At 51.2% G+C, this 17763-nt stretch carries 13 protein-coding genes; 6 read left to right on the top strand and 7 right to left on the bottom strand.

What is annotated here, in order from left to right:
* Positions 1–35: 35 nt before the first annotated feature.
* Genes ACWAU0_RS15235 through ACWAU0_RS15215 form a run of 5 tightly spaced genes read left to right on the top strand, consistent with a single transcriptional unit; the run spans position 36 to position 4348 of the window.
* On the top strand, positions 36–947 hold the full coding sequence (locus ACWAU0_RS15235; RefSeq protein WP_458137167.1) for a TIGR01777 family oxidoreductase: 912 nt from the start codon (positions 36–38) through the stop codon (positions 945–947).
* Positions 948–967: 20 nt separating this feature from the next.
* Positions 968–1477 (top strand): hypothetical protein, encoded by a 510-nt coding sequence (locus ACWAU0_RS15230; RefSeq protein ID WP_458137166.1) that lies wholly within the window; start codon positions 968–970, stop codon positions 1475–1477.
* Between the two features lie 4 nt (positions 1478–1481).
* Positions 1482–2873 carry a cryptochrome/photolyase family protein gene (locus ACWAU0_RS15225; RefSeq protein WP_033156710.1) on the top strand — a complete coding sequence of 464 codons (1392 nt, stop codon included), beginning with the start codon at positions 1482–1484 and terminating at the stop codon, positions 2871–2873.
* A 3-nt stretch (positions 2874–2876) separates the two neighbouring features.
* Positions 2877–3395 (top strand): lipocalin family protein, encoded by a 519-nt coding sequence (locus ACWAU0_RS15220; protein WP_033156711.1) that lies wholly within the window; start codon positions 2877–2879, stop codon positions 3393–3395.
* Positions 3396–3406: 11 nt separating this feature from the next.
* Positions 3407–4348: a YbgA family protein gene (locus ACWAU0_RS15215; RefSeq protein ID WP_101051868.1), complete on the top strand. Its 942-nt coding sequence runs from the start codon at positions 3407–3409 to the stop codon at positions 4346–4348.
* A gap of 3 nt (positions 4349–4351) precedes the next feature.
* Here the strand turns inward: ACWAU0_RS15215 and ACWAU0_RS15210 are convergent, their stop codons facing one another.
* The 7 genes from ACWAU0_RS15210 to ACWAU0_RS15180 form a co-directional block, all read right to left on the bottom strand.
* A complete protein-coding gene (locus ACWAU0_RS15210; protein WP_033156713.1) occupies positions 4352–4552 on the bottom strand; it encodes a hypothetical protein in 201 nt (66 codons plus the stop codon).
* Positions 4553–4726: 174 nt separating this feature from the next.
* On the bottom strand, positions 4727–7225 hold the full coding sequence (locus tag ACWAU0_RS15205; RefSeq protein ID WP_033156714.1) for a GGDEF domain-containing response regulator: 2499 nt from the start codon (positions 7223–7225) through the stop codon (positions 4727–4729).
* Positions 7226–7241: 16 nt separating this feature from the next.
* Positions 7242–9545: a PAS domain S-box protein gene (locus ACWAU0_RS15200; RefSeq protein ID WP_458137165.1), complete on the bottom strand. Its 2304-nt coding sequence runs from the start codon at positions 9543–9545 to the stop codon at positions 7242–7244.
* A 243-nt stretch (positions 9546–9788) separates the two neighbouring features.
* Positions 9789–11969, bottom strand: a complete 2181-nt coding sequence (locus ACWAU0_RS15195; RefSeq protein ID WP_458137164.1) for an EAL domain-containing response regulator — start codon at positions 11967–11969, stop codon at positions 9789–9791.
* Positions 11970–11986: 17 nt separating this feature from the next.
* The gene (locus ACWAU0_RS15190; RefSeq protein ID WP_458137163.1) at positions 11987–13840 is read right to left on the bottom strand and encodes an ATP-binding protein; all 1854 of its coding nucleotides are present in this window, start codon (positions 13838–13840) and stop codon (positions 11987–11989) included.
* Positions 13841–13853: 13 nt separating this feature from the next.
* Positions 13854–14666, bottom strand: coding sequence for an HDOD domain-containing protein (locus ACWAU0_RS15185; protein WP_458137162.1), 813 nt, complete (start codon positions 14664–14666; stop codon positions 13854–13856).
* A 42-nt stretch (positions 14667–14708) separates the two neighbouring features.
* On the bottom strand, positions 14709–15641 hold the full coding sequence (locus ACWAU0_RS15180) for a response regulator (RefSeq protein ID WP_458137161.1): 933 nt from the start codon (positions 15639–15641) through the stop codon (positions 14709–14711).
* Between the two features lie 347 nt (positions 15642–15988).
* Between ACWAU0_RS15180 and gspE the strand changes: the two genes are divergently transcribed.
* Positions 15989–17695: a type II secretion system ATPase GspE gene (gene gspE, locus ACWAU0_RS15175; RefSeq protein ID WP_458139234.1), complete on the top strand. Its 1707-nt coding sequence runs from the start codon at positions 15989–15991 to the stop codon at positions 17693–17695.
* Positions 17696–17763: the final 68 nt, after the last annotated feature.

Genomic DNA, 17763 nt, shown 5'->3' with positions numbered 1-17763 from the left:
GCAGTTGGTTGTCAGTAGTTTCCGGAGCAGAACTTATGAATACAAATTCGATTTTAATCAGCGGCGGCACCGGCTTCCTGGGCAGTGCACTGGCCAAACAGCTTATACAAAAAGGCTACGCAGTGTCGGTCCTGAGTCGTAGCCGCGAAAAAGTCGCCGCTACTTTCGGCAACAGCGTGCAAGCGGTCAGTTCCGTAGCCGATTTACCGGATGCCGCCACGTTTAAAGCGATAGTCAATTTAGCGGGGGCCGGCATTTTCGACCAACGCTGGACGGAGGCGCGCAAGCAGTTGCTGCGCGATAGCCGGATTAAACTGACCGAGCAGTTGGTGGCCTGGATAGCCTCCTCCGCGCAGCCCGCGCCTGTGCTGATAAGCGGTTCCGCTATCGGCATTTACGGCGATCAAGGCGATAAGTTTCTGACTGAAAGTAGCGCGAGCATTGCCGATTTTTCCCAGCAGTTGTGCGCGGATTGGGAATCGGCAGCCTTAGCGGCGGAAAAATTCGGCAGTCGGGTCTGCCTGATACGCACCGGCTTGGTGCTGGGTGATAATGGTGGCATACTGAAACGCATGTTGTTGCCGTTTCGCTTGGGATTAGGCGGCCGCATGGGAAATGGCAAGCAATGGATGTCCTGGATACATCTGCACGACTGGCTGGCTATCGTCGAAGCGATGCTAGATCAACCGGCAATGCGCGGCCCCTACAATGCCACAGCTCCAGAACCGGTCAGCAACCAACAATTCAGCGTCAGCCTAGCCAGCGTGCTTCAGCGGCCACTGCTCCTGCCGCTGCCGGAAGCGCCCCTTAAATTATTGCTGGGCGAAATGGCGGCGCTAGTCTTGGGCAGCCAGCGTGTTCTGCCGGAGCGGTTACTGGCCCAGGGCTTTGCATTTAAATATTCACAGCTGGATACCGCATTGCGCGATATTTTGCATAAACCCTAGATATAAAAACGGGCATTCTTATGTTGATCGACAGTCTTTCCCTGCTATTTGCCTTTACCTCGTTCGTCACCTGGTACGAAGCGCTGTTGGTCGCGCTGGCATTGGGCACGCTGGTATTTTATCTGACGCCCTCACCCGCCCAGGAATGGGAAGAACGCACGCCGGCCACGCTGTATTTTTACCTGCAATGGAGCTGGCTGGGTTATCTGCGCTTAAAAGATGCGTTTTACCCGTTTTTTATCCTGTACAACGCCGTATTGTTTTTCATCGACTACCGAATTAACGAAGGCAACTTCACCGTCGCCAGCTGGGTGACCATCCATATTATTATGGCGACGCCGCTGATTTACTGGACCGGCGCCGTGTGGCGTTGCTCGGACAAAGGCGCCAGCAGAGTTTGGGCCGCCGTGGCGCGCCTGATGACGGTAGCGGCATATTTCGATTTGCTGCTGCGCTGGGTGATTTATCAGTATTACCCCAATATTCTGTTTAATTGCCAACAAATGATTATTCATTGGGGCGACTGTTGAGCCGATGGCAAAAAAAACCTACAAAACCTCGCTGTTCATTTTCCGCCGCGATTTACGCCTGGAAGATAACACCGCTCTGAACGCCGCACTAAACCAGTCCGGGCAAGTCATTGCCTGCTTTATCTTCGATCCCCGGCAAATCCAAACCCATCCTTACCAAAGCACGCCGGGCTTGCAATTCATGCTGGAGTCGCTGAGCGATTTGCAGCAACAACTGCAACAGCAAGGCGCCCTGCTGTACATTTTCAACGCTCAGCCGGCGCATCTGCTCCAGCCTTTGCAGCAGGACTTAGGCATCGAAGCGGTATTTGTCAATCGCGACTACAGCCCGTTCAGCCGGCAACGGGACAACGAGCTGCGCGAACAATGCGAAACACAGCATCTGGCTTTTCACAGCCAAGCCGATCTGCTACTGACCGAACCCGAGCAAGGTTTAAGAAGCAACGGCAAGCCTTATCAGGTATTCACCGCGTTTCATCGGCAAGCCCGGATCCAGCCGGTATCGGCTCCGCAAGGCTTGGCAGCGGGTAAACTATCGGCAAAAGCCTATGCCGGACACAAACCGGAAGTAATACAGCAGCTGCAGCAGCCGCACCAAAACGCCTTGCCCGGTGGCAGGCAAGCGGCATTGGCCCGATTAGCCATCATCGGCAACTGCAAAAACTACCTTGCCGTTCGCGATTTTCCGGCCATGGCCGCCACCAGCCAGCTCTCGGCCTATTTAAAATTCGGCTGTTGCTCGGTACGCGAGGCTTTTTACAGCATCCAAGCCGAGCTCGATCCCGACCACCCCTTGATCCGGCAGTTGTATTGGCGGGATTTTTTCACCCATATCGGCTTTCATTTTCCGCATGTATTCGGTCACGCCTTTGACAGGCGTTACGACGGCTTGCTGTGGCGCAACGGCCAAGAGGATTTCTGGGCTTGGGCCAACGGCCAAACCGGCTTTCCGATTGTGGACGCGGCCATGCGCGAATTGAACCGGACCGGCTGGATGCATAACCGCTTGCGGATGATAGTTGCATCGTTTTTGGTCAAGGATTTACACGTATCCTGGCGCTGGGGCGAACGCTATTTCGCGCAACGCTTGCTGGATTACGACCCTTGCGTCAACAACGGTAACTGGCAATGGGCTGCGTCCACCGGCTGCGACGCGCAACCGTATTTCCGGATATTCAATCCCTGGCTACAGCAGAAAAAGTTCGATCCGCAATGTGTGTATATCAAGACCTGGATTCCGGAGTTGCAACGCTTCCCGGCAGAAGTCATCCACAAATGGGAAAAGCATCCGCAAGCCGGCGACTACCCTCGGCCAAGAGTTGACCACGGCTTACAAAGCCAGCTAATCAAAGCCCAATTCAAAGCCCTGGGCAATACCCCGGCGCCAGCGGAGTAAACCATGCGTTATCTACCCATATTATTATTGAGCTTGCTATGCGCCTGCACCGACATCCCGGAAGGCGTGAAAGTGATAGACGGCTTCGAATTGAACCGCTATCTGGGCACCTGGTACGAAATCGCCCGCCTCGATCACAGCTTCGAGCGCGGCCTGACGGACATCAGCGCGGAATACAGCCTGCGCGATGACGGCGGCGTCAAAGTGTTAAACAGCGGCTACGACGCCGAGCAAGGCCAACGAAAAATCGCCGAAGGCAAAGCTTACTTCATCGACAAACCGGACATCGGTCGCCTGAAAGTGTCTTTCTTTGGACCGTTTTACGGGGCGTATAACATCATTGCATTGGATAAAACCACTTACAGCTATGTGATGATCGCCGGCCCGGATCGCGATTATTTATGGATACTGGCCCGCAGCCCGGAGTTGGAACCGAGCATCCAAAAAGATTTAATTGAACAAGCCAAAACCCTGGGTTTTGCCACTGACAAACTGATTTTTGACCAACACCCCAAGCAATAACAGGATTAAGTATGCAGAAAATTTCGGTGGGCATCAGCGCCTGTTTGTTAGGCCAAGAAGTGCGCTACGACGGCGCGCATAAATATCACAGCTACATCGAACGCACGCTGGGCCAATACTTCGAATTTAGAGCGTTCTGTCCGGAAGTCGAAGCCGGTTTGGGCATCCCCCGCCCCTGCGTACAGTTGCGGGAAACCCCGGACGGCATTCGTTGCGTCGGCGTGAAGGATCATAGTTTCGACGTGACGGAACGCTTGAAACAGGCCTCCGCCCGGCAACACGATTGGCTGGGCGGCTTGTGCGGCTACATTCTGAAAAAAGATTCGCCCAGCTGTGGCATGACCCGCGTCAAAATTTATAAAAACGACATCCCCGCGCGGCAAGGCACCGGCATTTTTGCCGACTATTTACAGCGCACTTTCCCTAGCCTGCCGGTGGAAGAAGAAGGCCGGCTGGGTGATCCGGGCCTGCGGGAAAACTTTATCCAGCGCGTGTTTGTGATGCGCCGCTGGCGCGACTTATGCGAGCAGGGTTTAACAGCGCATGGTTTGATTACCTTTCACAGCCGGCATAAATTGATCGCGATGAGCCACGAGCAAAACCAGGCCCGCGAGCTGGGAAGAATTATTGCCGGCGTCACTAACGCAGACATTGAAAACACCGCCGCTGCCTATATCGGAGCCTTGATGACTTGTCTGAAAATCGTCGCCACCCGCGGCAACCATGTCAATGTCTTGCAACACATCCAGGGCTATTTAAAGCACAAGCTGGACAGTGACGACAAACAGGAACTGGTGGAAACCATCGAAAACTATCGGATTGGTTTATTGCCGCTGATTGTGCCGCTCACCCTGCTCCGCCATCATTTCCGCAGAGAGCCGGATGACTTTATCGACAACTCCTATTACATGCTGCCGCATCCGGCGGAACTGTCGTTGCTGAACAGTATTTAGCGGCTACTTGAGTTGCTGCCGCTCGCGCTGATAGGCGTCGTAACTTTGCCGCCGTTCGCAATCGTTGGCCATGGCTTTTTGGCACTGCAATTGCCCGGCGTTCTGCAGCACATGATAACCAAGCCGCTGCGGCCAATCCGCACTGCAAGCGCTGCACAAGCCCAACACCCAGGGCACACAGCTTATGGCTTTGATTCTTCGCATAATCCCGCCTCCACGTCCTCTGTATAAAAGACCCCTAGTTTAATCCTTGCCGCAAAAACGGTGGTGCCTGTCAGCAAACAGTTATCGACGAGATATTGGAACTGCTGCCTCACCCAAGAGAGCTGTACCCCTAAATCATCTTTACAAGTTACCGGTTTTTGTTAAATTTTAATTTCAAGGTTGATCGTTTGAGATATTCGGAAGGTAGGTCTTAAAACCGGAATTAATAAAATCCTGTTGAAATTGTTCCGCACTCACGGGTCTGCTAAACATGTAACCCTGCAGCGAATCGCATTTTTGCTCAGTTAGAAAGGATAATTGACCCTTGGTTTCCACCCCTTCGACCACGACCGACAAGTTAAGCTCATGGGCCAGAGCGGTGATGGCCCTGACAAGGGTTTTACTGCCGTCGTCGCCAGGAAGATCAATCACAAAGGATCGATCTATTTTGACACTTTGTATCGGAAATCGGCGCAGGTAGGTCAAGCTGGAATAACCTGTACCAAAATCGTCGATGCTGAGCCGCACTCCAAGCCCTTGAAATTGATGCAATACCTGCAGAGTGTTCTCGGGATCCTGCATAATTGCCGATTCGGTGATTTCGAGTTCCAGGGCGCTGGGATTAAGGCCGGTTTCGGCCAAGGTTCGTTTTACTGTTTGAAACAGGTTGGTATCGAGGAATTGGCGCGCCGATACGTTCACGGCTACACCGCCGAACGGCCCATCATTTTCAATCCAGGTTTTAGCTTGTAAACAGGCCTCACGCAAGACCCAGGCACCAATAGGCACGATCAGTCCGGTTTCTTCCGCCACGGTAATGAAGCGGTCTGGATAAACCAAGCCCCATTCCGGATGCTGCCAACGCACCAGCGCTTCCGCGCTGACCACCACGCCGCTGCCGGTACAGACCTGAGGCTGATAATGCAGCCGTAATTCATCATGGGCTAAGGCATGCCTCAGACCCCGTTCCACCTTCATGCGTTCGATCGATTTTTCGGTCATTTCCAGGGTATAAAACTGAAAGTTGTTTTTACCACGGTCCTTGGCCAAATACATGGCCGTGTCGGCGTTCATTAACAGCGAATGGCTGTCTTTGCCGTCGTCTGGATGAATACTGATACCAATGCTGGCGGTGACCACAAGATCATTGCCTTCCAAGGTAAACGGCTGGGTGAGGATGTCCAGGGTCTTTTGGGCAATTCTGGCCACATCGTCGATTTGATTGATGTCACTCAACAACACGATAAACTCGTCACCGCCCAACCGAGCCAGAATATCGTTCGAGCGCACCGAGGCTCTCAGGCGGTCGCTGACGGCTTGCAGCAATAAATCGCCCAAGCGATGGCCCAGCGTATCGTTGATCAACTTGAAGCGATCCAAATCCAGATACATCACGGCCAATTTACGGTTATGTCTTTGACCGGTGGATAATGCTTGAGTAAGGCGGTTATGAAACTGGTCGCGATTCAGTAGCCCGGTCAAGGGGTCGTGATTGGCCAGATAGATCAATTGCTGTTCGGCGTATTTACGGTTGGAAATATTCTGAATTTGCACAATGAAATACTGCGGCTCGCCGCCGGCAGTGCGAACCAGCGAGGCGCTGATCATAGTCCAAATGGTCTTGCCGACCATTTTATGAAGGCACTCCACCTCAATCTGAAACGTCGGCAGTACATCGGTTACCAATTGCCGCAAGTAAAGGTTTATTACTTTATCATGATGGTCTGCATGCGTGAGTATTTGCAGATTGGAGCCCAACAACTCATCCCGCGTGTAACCAAAAATTTCACAGAGGGCATTATTGACTTGCAGGAAACTGCCGTCGAGGGCTATCAGCGCCATGCCGATGGCGGCCAGTTCGAATGAGCTATGGAAACGTTCTTCGCTTTCCCGCAGTAAATGTTCCATTTGCCGACGGGCGGTGATGTCCCGAAATACCATCACAGCACCCAACAAGGTTCCATCGTCATCGAGTATCGGGGCGGCGCCGTCGTCCACCGGAATTTCCAAGCCTGACTGACTAACGAACAAAGTGGGGCAGTCAATGCCGGTCACGGTCCGATTCTGTAATGTACTGAGGACCGGGTTTTCAATGACACTGCGGCTCGACTCAGCTATCAGCGTCATGAGTTCGCTGACCCGTTTACCTTTGGCCTGTTCCAGACTGTGTTCCGTTATCGTTTCGGCCACCGGATTCATGAATCGGATGACCCCTTCAGCGTCGGTGGCAATCACGGCGTCACTGATACAGTGCAGGGTTTTGCCAAACCACTGTTCGCTCTCCTTCAGCTTGCGTTCCAGCTGATACTTATACAACGCGACTTCGATGGAAGCATGCAGTTCATCCGGACGGAACGGCTTGATCAAATAGCCGTATGCGCCTGTGGCTTTCGCGCGCAACAAGGTAGCCGGGTCGCTATAAGCCGTCAGAAAAATCACGGGAATATGCAGAGACTCCGTGATGGCATGCGCCGCGCTGATGCCGTCCATCTCACCTTTCAACACAATATCCATCATGACTAAATCGGGCTTATGCTCATTGGCCAGCGTAATGGCTTGGCCTCCCGAAAAAGCAGTCGCGACCACCTCATAGCCGAAACCTTCCAACTGCCTACGAATATCCATGGCAATAATGCCTTCATCCTCGACGATCATAATTCTACTGGCTAACATGCGGAGCCCCTCCCGCTTAACAAGTTTTAGTAAAACGCAGAGTAAAGGTGGATCCGTTTGTCCGATCCAGGCTCATCTGTCCCATGAGTTGATTGGTCAAGGTATCAACCAATTGCAGACCCAGCGAGCTGCTTTTTTTGAAATCCATTTCGCTGGGAAGGCCGATGCCGTTATCGGAGATTATCAGGATGTATTCGCCTTGCTCCTGTGTGAAAGCAATGCCGATTTCGCCGCGCCGATCTCCGGGAAATGCGTACTTAATGGCATTGGACAGTAATTCGTTGATGATCAGGCCGCAGGGTATCGCGGTATCGACATCGAGAAACACATTGTCTATCTTCATGTTGAGCTTGAGCTTGTCGGAATATGCGCCGTAGCCGAACAGCAAATTGTCGGATAGGCTACGAATGTATTCGTTGAAATCTATCCTGGCCAAGTCTTTGGATTGATAAAGTTTTTCGTGTAACAAGGCCATGGCTTTGATGCGATCAGCACTTTGTTTGAGTAAATCGGCGGTCTCCGGACTCGTTACATTGCCGGCTTGGAGGTTGATCAGGCTGGACACCACCTGTAGGTTATTCTTGACCCGGTGATAGACCTCCTTAAGCAACATTTCTTTCTCGTTGAGGGTTTGTTTCAGCTTATCGTGGGCACTCTGGCGCTCGGTAATGTCAACGATGGAGCTGAGGACGATGATGCCGTTATCGTCATCGATCAGACCCAGGCCGATTTCGACCGGAAATTCGGTGCCGTCCTTGCGTAGCCCGTACAGATCGCGTCCGGCTCCCATCGGCCTCGAAACCGGATCGGCTAGGTAGGCCCGGCGGAAACCGACATGTCCGTCGCGAAATCGCTCGGGAATCAACATCTCCACCATTTGCCCGATCAGTTCGGTTCGCGCGTAACCGAAGGAGGCTTCCGTTTGCGCATTCACCATCACGATGGTGCCGGACTCATTCACCATCACGATGGCATTCGGCGCCGACTCCACCGCTTGCCGGAATCGTTGTTCCAGGCGCTTGCGCTCGGTAATGTCGACGATCGAACTGAGCACCAGGGTTTCTTCATGACTCTCGATCAGCCCCAGACCGATTTCGACCGGAAATTCGGTGCCGTCCTTGCGTAGCCCGTACAGATCGCGTCCGGCCCCCATAGGCCTCGAAACCGGATCGGCAAGATAGGCCCGGCGGAAACCGATATGTGCGCCGCGAAAACGTTCCGGAATCAACATCTCCACCCTCTGCCCGATCAGTTCGGTTCGCGCGTAACCGAATGATGCTTCCGTTTGCGCATTCACCATAACAATGGTGCCGGACTCATTCACCATCACGATGGCATTCGGCGCCGACTCCACTGCTTGCCGCAACCGCTCCTCACGTTGTTTATGTTCGGAAATATTGTCATGGATTACGATAAGCCGGGCTAAATTCTGGTCGGGAAACAGGATGACTTTCCCTGCAAACCATAGCTGACCGGAACCGGTGTAATAAGGATATTCAAGCGAAAAGCTGGATAAAGCGCCGTTCAAAACCGACCTAATACCCTCTGCGAACGCCTTTCCGCCTCTATCGTTGGTCAGCCCGGTGTCCAGCAGGGCCAGATAGTTTTGCCCGGGTTGAAGGCTGGCTTTATCCCCGGCGTATGCCTGATCGAAATCAAGCCAAGGCCTGCTGACTTTCAGAATATTGGCCGCTTCATCCATCACACAGTATTGTTTTGATAAGGAATCCAATATGGCGCCATTAAAATGTTCGGGGTTGTGCGCTGTATCTTGCCGGCCCAAGTCAGCCGGCAAGGCTTGGGCCGTGGGTTTTTCCAGGATGTCCGACCGGCTTTTTTCCTTCTGTCTGCGCGCCAAGGCTGCACCGACTTGGCCGGCAAGCATCTTGAGGCCATCAAGTTGATTGACGCTTAACGCTCGTTGCACAACGTCGAACACACAAAGTGCGCCTAATGCTTCACCGGTGGGAACAAGAATCGGGCTGCCTGCATAGAAACGGATATGCGGCTCGGACACCACGAGGGGATTGGCCGCGAAGCGACTGTCATGCTCGAGATGCGGTACAACCAACACATCCAGGTGTGATAGGGTTGGTGTACCGAATCCGCAGTCTCTGGGTTGTTCGTTGGCCGCTATGCCCTTTTTGGCTTTGAACCACTCGCGGTCACTATCGACCAGTGTGATCGCAGCAAAAGGCGTATCGCATATTAGTGCCGCCAGCCGGACAATGTCGTCAAAGTTTGATTCGGGGGGCGTGTCGAGGATGCAGCATTCGTGCAGCTTTTGTATCCGCAGAGTTTCAGCTTTCGATTCAAGCATAGTGAGTACCCCACCTCGGTTTAGACACTAGGGCTAATCATAATCTATAATTCAAAGTCAGGTGCTAATGTCAGTATGGTAAAAATAGTCTCCTGGGGAACGTGCGGGCAGTCCGCCGAATGGCATTCATTATCGGTTTTTGTGCTACAAAAAACTTTTATTTGCCAAAGTTACGCGGCTTATTTCATGATCATTAGATGAAAAATCCCGTTATCCGCGAATAAGCGAAATTGGCTGTCCCGGTCAGTTGGTTTTTTTCAGCAGTTGCTCCACTTCCGAAGCCGGCAACGGTCGGCTAAAGAAATAACCCTGAATTTCATCGCAGCCATTCCGCGCCAAAAAATCCTTCTGAGCCTGTGTTTCAACCCCTTCGGCTACCACTTTAAGTTTAAAGTTGTGCGCCATCGCAATAATGGTCAACACTAATGTAACATCGCCCTCTCCCAACGGAATATCGTTGATAAATGCCTTGTCTATTTTAAGATTATCGAAGGGAAATCGTTTTAAGTAGCTCAAACTTGAATAACCCGTACCAAAATCGTCCATGGAAATGCGAATGCCGATATTCTTTAGCCGGGTCAAAGTAATGGCTACATTATCCGGGTCTTGCATCACCGCGCCTTCGGTTATCTCCAAATCCAGAAAACTCGCGTCCAATCCACTTTGCCGTAAAACACGGGTAATAGTTTGATCAAACGTGGGACTATGCAACTGCTTGGGTGAAACATTGATCGCCATATTGATGGCGGGTAGTCCCGCCAACTGCCAAGCTTTAGCTTGCAAACAGGCCGTATGCAACACCCATTCGCCTATCGGCAAAATCAAGCCGGCATCTTCCGTCAATGGAATGAAGTGATCGGGGGGAATCAAGCCCTTTTCCGGATGGTTCCAGCGCAGCAAAGCCTCCATACCGCTAATTTGTTCACTATGCAAATCGAACTTGGGTTGATAATAGACGACAAATTGCTCCAATCGTAAAGCCTGGCGCAAGTCTTCCTCCAGCATCAAACGCTGCATAAGGCGTTGGTTAAACGCTTGAGTATAAAAACTAAAGCTATTCCTACCCTTATCCTTAGCGTCATACATGGCGGTATCCGCATGCTGAAGCAGGGTCTCTTTGTCCGCCCCGTCTGCAGGATAAAAACTGATGCCGATACTTACCGCCCCATGCAGGGTGTGCCCATTCAGCTGTAGAGGCTGCGAGATTTCGGTAATGATTCGCGCCGCGATCAAAGCAGCATCATCGGTTTTAGCGATGCTTGGACATACACAGACAAATTCATCGCCGCCATATCGCGCTACGCTATCGCAAGCTCGGACGCAATTCAGCAGTCGCCCGGCAATGATTTTTAGGAACTCATCCCCCACCGAATGTCCCATCGTGTCATTGATGACTTTAAAGTCATCGAGATCCATAAAAAACAGGCAGAATACTTTGTGCTCGCGTTGCGCGGTAGTGATGGCGTTATTTAGACGATCATTAAGAAGATTGCGATTGACCAGCCCGGTTAGATCATCATAGTTGGCTCGATATTCCAACTGTGCCTGGTTGGATTTGAATTCGGTAATATCGTCGACGATGGCGACAAAGTGCGTCACTTCATCATTGGCGTTTTTGATTGGCGCGATAGCCAGTTCATTCCAGAACAATGAGCCATCCTTGCGATAATTACGGATAACGGCATAGCCGGTTGTCTTCCGGCGAATTGCAATTCGGAGACTCTCCAAGCCAGGCTGATCATGATCCTCGCCCAGCAGAAACGAAAGGTTTCGGCCAAGTACTTCCGCTTTGTCGTAACCGGTAATGCGTTGAAACGCCGGGTTGGCATAAACCAGGGGATTGCCGGCTTGTCTGGCATCGGTAATGGTGATGCCATTGCGTGCGGCTTCAATGGCTTGATTGTGGAGCAACAGGGTTTTATTGGCTTGCGCCAGCTCTGCTGTACGTTGTTCGACTTTTTCTTCCAGATGTTCGTTGATGGCTTTCAGTGCATCGTTCTGTTGCCGGATGATAGCCGATAAGCGTTCCTGTTCTTCACGCAAACGTTTTTCTTGCAGTGCGTTATGAATCAATAGTTTTAATTCTTCGCCATTCCAAGGTTTCGTGCAATAACTGTAAATCCGGCCTTTGTTGACTGCTTGGATAGTCGATTCTAAATCGGCATAGCCTGTTAACAAGATACGCACGGTATCGGGCCATCGCTCAAATGCTTGAGCGAAAAATTCGGCGCCGTTCATTGTCGGCATCCGCATATCGCAAACAATTAAGTCAACCGTATGCTCGCGCAAAACCGTCAAGCCCTCCGCACCGCCCTCCGCAAGATAAAGCGTGTAATTTTCATGCCGAAACAGTCGATGCAAGGCTTTGAGCACATTGGTGTCATCATCGACAAACAGTAAAGCCGCCCGCCGATCGTTGGTCATTGGTGATGGCGGCAAATTCATAAGTCGACCGGCTGTTCTTTTTTTGGCAATACCACGCGAAAGGTGGTGCCTTCGCCGATCCGGCTGTCTACCTTAATTTCGCCCTGGTGCTTTTTAACGATGCTGTAGGAAACGGACAGTCCTAATCCCGTTCCTTTGCCCACCGGTTTGGTGGTAAAGAAAGGGTCGAAAATTTTATTGGCGTGCTCGGGCAAAATACCTTGCCCCGTATCGCTCACCTCAACCCAAAGGGTGCCGTTTTCGCTGCCGGTACGGATGGTGATCGTACCTTCCTTTTCAATGGCGTGGGCGGCGTTGACCAGCAAATTCATAAATACTTGATTCAACTGATGCGGCAAACACCAGGCACGCGGAATGTCCCCGTATACTTTGACGACACTGGCTTTGTATTTGATTTCGTTATTGACGATATTCAGTGTGCTATCCAAGCAGTCGTGCAAATTCGTCCATTGCCACTCGTCGGCACCGCCAGCATGCGAAAAATCCTTGAGATCCTGAACGATTTTTTTGACGCGCGACGCCCCCTCGTGAGACTCAACCAATAAATCGAGCACATCGGTTTTTAAAAACACCAGATCGATTTGCTGCTTGAAATCCTGAATTTGCCGAAGTTGTTCGCCGTCGGCGCATTCCCCCTCAGTTTTTTCATATTTTTCCACCAACGCCAGCAAATCTTCCACGTAGGTTTTCAATGAAGTGAGATTGGAGTTGATATAGCCGATAGGATTGTTGATTTCATGCGCGACACCCGCCGCCAATTGGCCGATGGAAGACATTTTTTCGGACTGTACCAATTGCTGCTGGACTTCTTGTATGGTGTCGAGGGCTGTCTGTAATTCCTGATTGCGCTGTTTCAGCAGGTCTTCGGCATTTTTATGCTGGGTAATATCCACAGTGATGCCGTCGATGCGTACCGGTGAGCCGGCATCATCGCAAACGGCGCACATGCGATGAAACAACCAACGAAGCCCGCCATCGGGGCGGTGAATACGATAGATTACTTTCTGGATACTGTTAGTCTTTAAATCGGCCAGACTGGCTTCCACCTGCTTTCTATCAATCGGGTCAATAATATTCAGCCATAACTGCGGATCATTTAAAAAATCCTCGACCGGCCGACCGGATACCTCAGTGGCGGCCTTGTTGAGATACAGCAATTTCATCGTGACCGGCTCCATCGACCAGACCACGCTATCCAGTGAATTTAAAATGTCGTTGAGGCGTTTTTCCGACTCATTCAAGCGTTTGTGAGCCTCTATTAATTGCTGGTTGGCATTGGCATAGCGTTGATTTGCGTTGGCAAGCTGCTGGATGCGCTTGCGTTGATCACCATGTAACCTAATGTTGTCGATCACGAGCGTGATCGGATTAACTAATTTTTGTCCGTGGTCTAAATCCGCTCCCGTGTAACTACACTCATCGTTAAAACTGTTGACCGATAATGCGCCAATCAAGCGCTGGCCTATCTGCAATGGCCAGCACATGGAGGCAACCGGTATGCGGGTTTTGGTTTTGGGTGGGTAGCGGAGAAAGCGCGAGTCTTTATTGATATCGCCCTTGATCAATAGCGCCTGCTGGTTGGCCAATACCCAAGCTATCACGCCGTTGCCATTGGGTATCGCGCTGCCGACACATTCCTCAGGCAAACCGAGCGCAGCGACTATGGTTAAACAGCTGCTGTCTTCGCCTTCATACAAGACTAATGAGCCGGTATCGGCTCTAAATCCCTCTACAATATGACGCAGTAATTTTTCGAATATCTTGTTTGTATCCTCTTCAAACGCATCGGATTGCCCTAATTGGTAGAGGTTATAAATCCAGTCCCATTGTTGCGATTCAGTTAATAACATAATGCTCCCGAATTTATAGACTGGCGACGACCTGATTGGCGAATTGTTGACTAGAATTAGCCCAGTCTATGGCTTGGTCAAGAGGAATGTTCAGCATCTCAAGTATCTGCACAATAGACTCCGGATACTCAAAAGCCTGGTCGTCGCGTTGTGTGACAAGTACCAGAAAATTGGCCATATGGATCATTAATTCTAACGATTTCCCTTCATCTTGCCCGCGTGGGATTTCGTGCTGTTCGATAGCATGCTGAATCGCCATCGGTAAATTCCAATGCTTTGCGACATTGCAGCCGATCTCCGCATGATCAAACCCCAAAACGTGCCGTTCCGCTTCAATTCTATTGAGATGTTGCCCCGTAGTAATACTGCTAAAATCGTCTGGAAATAACAAAACAATGGCCAGCAGCCCGATGTCATGCAGCAATCCCGCCGTAAAGGCAATATCCTGATCCATACCGGTATGAATCGCCAATTGTCGAGCACACTCCGCGACTGCCATGCTGTGATGCCAAAACTGTGAGTAATCGAAATCTTGGCGGTCCAACCGAAACAGGTTCATAAAACCAAGGCCTAACAACAGGTTTTTTACCCGGTTAAGCCCCAACACCACCACCGCTTCCTGCAAAGAACCAATTTCTCGAGACCTACCGTAAAAAGGCGAATTGGCGACGCGCAAAATCCGTACCGCCATGTGTGGGTCTTGACTAATTTTGTTGGCGAGATTGGACAAGTTTTGCTTGTCGGCCTTGAACTGCAAGGCATCCATGATTACAGTGGGTAAGGACGGCAAATCAGTCAGCAGGGTCGCTTGGGATTTCGTATTCATGTCGGCAAACTCCACTTCTGTACTTTTCTGAGACAGTCAAGGTTATGTCTTGACTGACGAAAGCGCCACTATAGTGCCTTTTGATTGACTAAGTTCACCCATTGGGCTTATCCACACGTACAGGGTCTTACTATTGCCTAAATCTAAGCAGCTGCCGTTAAATTCTGCCGCAGTTTCAGAATCCTTGGTTTGCTGTAATACATGCAATAAGGGGGCGGGCAAAACACTCTCTGCTTGCAGGCCAAGCAAGCATTCGTTGGGATAACGCTGGAATAGCGAGTCCGCAAGTCGATTGGAAGAGGCGATCATGTGTCGTTCATCAAGGCCAAGAATAGCCAACGGCAAATGCTCAAGTATTTCCTGAGATATTTCCAGCATTTTGATGTTATGTACGATTTCACGGGTTTTTTGCATCACTTGTTGTTCCAAACTTTGATTAAGTCTGGCAAGTAAATCGTTTGAATGTTGGAGCTCTCGAGTCAGCCGTTGATTTTCCTGTTCCATTTCATGATATTCAAACGCTTCGCGAACGTTCTTACGCAGCAACTCGTCATCCCACGGCTTAGTCATAAATCGGTAAATCGCCCCTTCATTGATGGCGCCAGTCACCGATTCAAGATCGGTAAAGCCGGATAACACCACCCGTACGGTTTTTGGATAGAGCTCTTTAACTTTGCGCAAAAATTCCACACCGCTCATCTTAGGCATACGCTGATCGGATATGATCAGGGCTATTTTATGATCGACAAGTAAATCAAGCGCTTCTTCCGCACCATTGGCAGTGAGTATGCTGTAGCCATCTCTGCGCAACGTACGTTTCAGCGCATTAATAATGTTCGGTTCGTCGTCGACCAATAGCAACGTTCTAGGGGGGTGAGTACTTTCTGCCATAGCCGTATATTTACGTTTTGTTGAGCTTGTCGTGGATTGTATCGGCAATACCCGTTTGGTCAAACGCTTCAAATGATCTGACATCTGAATTTATATAAGGATGGCTACAGACATTTGCTTTTGACAAAGGTGCAGGCAAGTATAGGGGCGATGCCAAGCCATTGGGGCTTGCCATCATGATCAACCTACCAAGCAATTGATCAGTATTTAACCGTCAACTCACCATGGTGCGATCTGACAAAAGCGGGAACCCAAGGGCGTCAAAATCCCCAACACTCGCCACCCCAAAAACAAGAAACTGTTCGAGCAGCGCCTCATTCCCTCTCTAACGCGGCGCAAGAGTCACCATCCCATAAACAATTACTGCCGGACTGAGTGGAAAATCGCTACAATGCGCCCGAGTTCTGCAAGTTTAGGCCGACACAGTGAACATGGAAACCGTGGAAAACCCCGAAAAATACGCCGCCTTTCTCAGCTTGTTAAAAAGGAAAGGTAAGCTCTCCGACAGCGATTTGAGTAAAGTCCGCCGCATGCAAAAATCGGCATTGGACGACTCCGTGCCGCAACTGCTGATCAAACTGGGTTTGTGTTCGGACAGCGACATCGCCGGCAGCTTCGCCGAAGCCAGCGGGATTGCTCGCGTAGGTCCGGCACAGTACCCGCCGCAAACGCCGCTGCCGGATAGTGTTTCGCAGCGTTTTTTAAAGCAATACCATGCCGTAGGTCTGGCGGCGGACGACGAACAGATCCAAGTCGCGGTGATGGACCCGGAAGATGACTATGTGACGCAAGCTTTACAACTTGCCATCGGCAAACCCATTAAATTGCAAATCGGCCAACTTTCGGAAATCGACGCCGCGCTGGAATTGCAATACGGCGAAGGCAAGTCGCAAATGGACAAGCTGATGGACAACCTGAATGTCGAGGAAGAAGGCAGCGAAGACCTTGAACATCTAAAAGATCTAGCCAGCGAAGCGCCCATCATCAAGATGGTGAACTTCATCCTACAAAAAGCCGTGGAAAGCCGCGCCTCGGACGTGCATATCGAACCGTTCGAGCAAAGCCTGAAAGTGCGCCTGCGTATCGACGGCGTGTTGCAAGACATCGACTCGCCGCCGGTCGCCTCGACCGCCGCCGTGCTGTCGCGGATCAAGATCATGGCCAAGCTCAATATCGCCGAGCGTCGCTTGCCACAGGACGGCCGCATCAAATTGCAAATGATAGGCAAGGAGCTGGATTTGCGGGTTTCCACCATTCCTACCCTGCACGGCGAAAGCGTGGTGATCCGCTTGCTGGACAAGGAAAACGCGGTATTGGATTTCGAAACCCTGGGCTTCGTCGGCAAACAGGCCGAGCGCTTTATTGAAGTACTGGCGCAACCGCACGGCATTTTGTTGATCACCGGCCCGACCGGTAGCGGTAAATCCACGTCGTTGTATGCCGCTTTAAAAACCCTGAATACCTCGGAACGCAAGATCATCACCGTCGAAGATCCGGTGGAATATCAGTTGGAAGGCATCAACCAGATTCAGGCCAAACCACAAATTGGTTTGACTTTTGCATCGGCCTTGCGCTCCATCGTCCGCCAAGACCCGGACGTGATCATGATCGGCGAGATGCGCGACCTGGAAACCGCAAAAATTGCCGTGCAATCGGCACTGACCGGTCACTTGGTGTTATCCACCCTGCACACCAACGACGCCGCCGCCGGCGTCACCCGCTTGCAGGACATGGGCCTGGAAGAATACCTGCTCAGCTCTACCATCAACGGCATTCTGGCCCAGCGCTTGGTGCGCCGCCTCTGTCCGCACTGCAAACAAGCCCACCCGGCCTCGGACACGCTGATCGAAGAAATGAAACTTAGACAGTGGCAACCTACCGGCGAAATCCTGCTGCACAAACCGGTCGGCTGTCCCACCTGTAACGGCATCGGCTATAAAGGCCGACTGGCGATCATCGAATTTTTGACGATGACCGACACGATCCGCAAGCAAATCATGAAACACGAAGAAGCTTTCGTGATCCAGCAAACCGCGATCCAGGAAGGCATGCAAACCATGTACGAAGACGGCGTCGGCAAAGCCTTGCAGGGTATCACCACCTTAGAAGAGGTATTAAGGGTAACGACCGAAGCTTGAGCTGTTTAATCGGCGCCCGACAACAAACTTTCGTTGATCTAAACCTAGAAAGGCTTTGAATAACAAAG

The organism is Methylomonas sp. Uni0009 (assembly GCF_054188105.3).
This window is presented reverse-complemented; position numbering and strand designations above follow the sequence as displayed.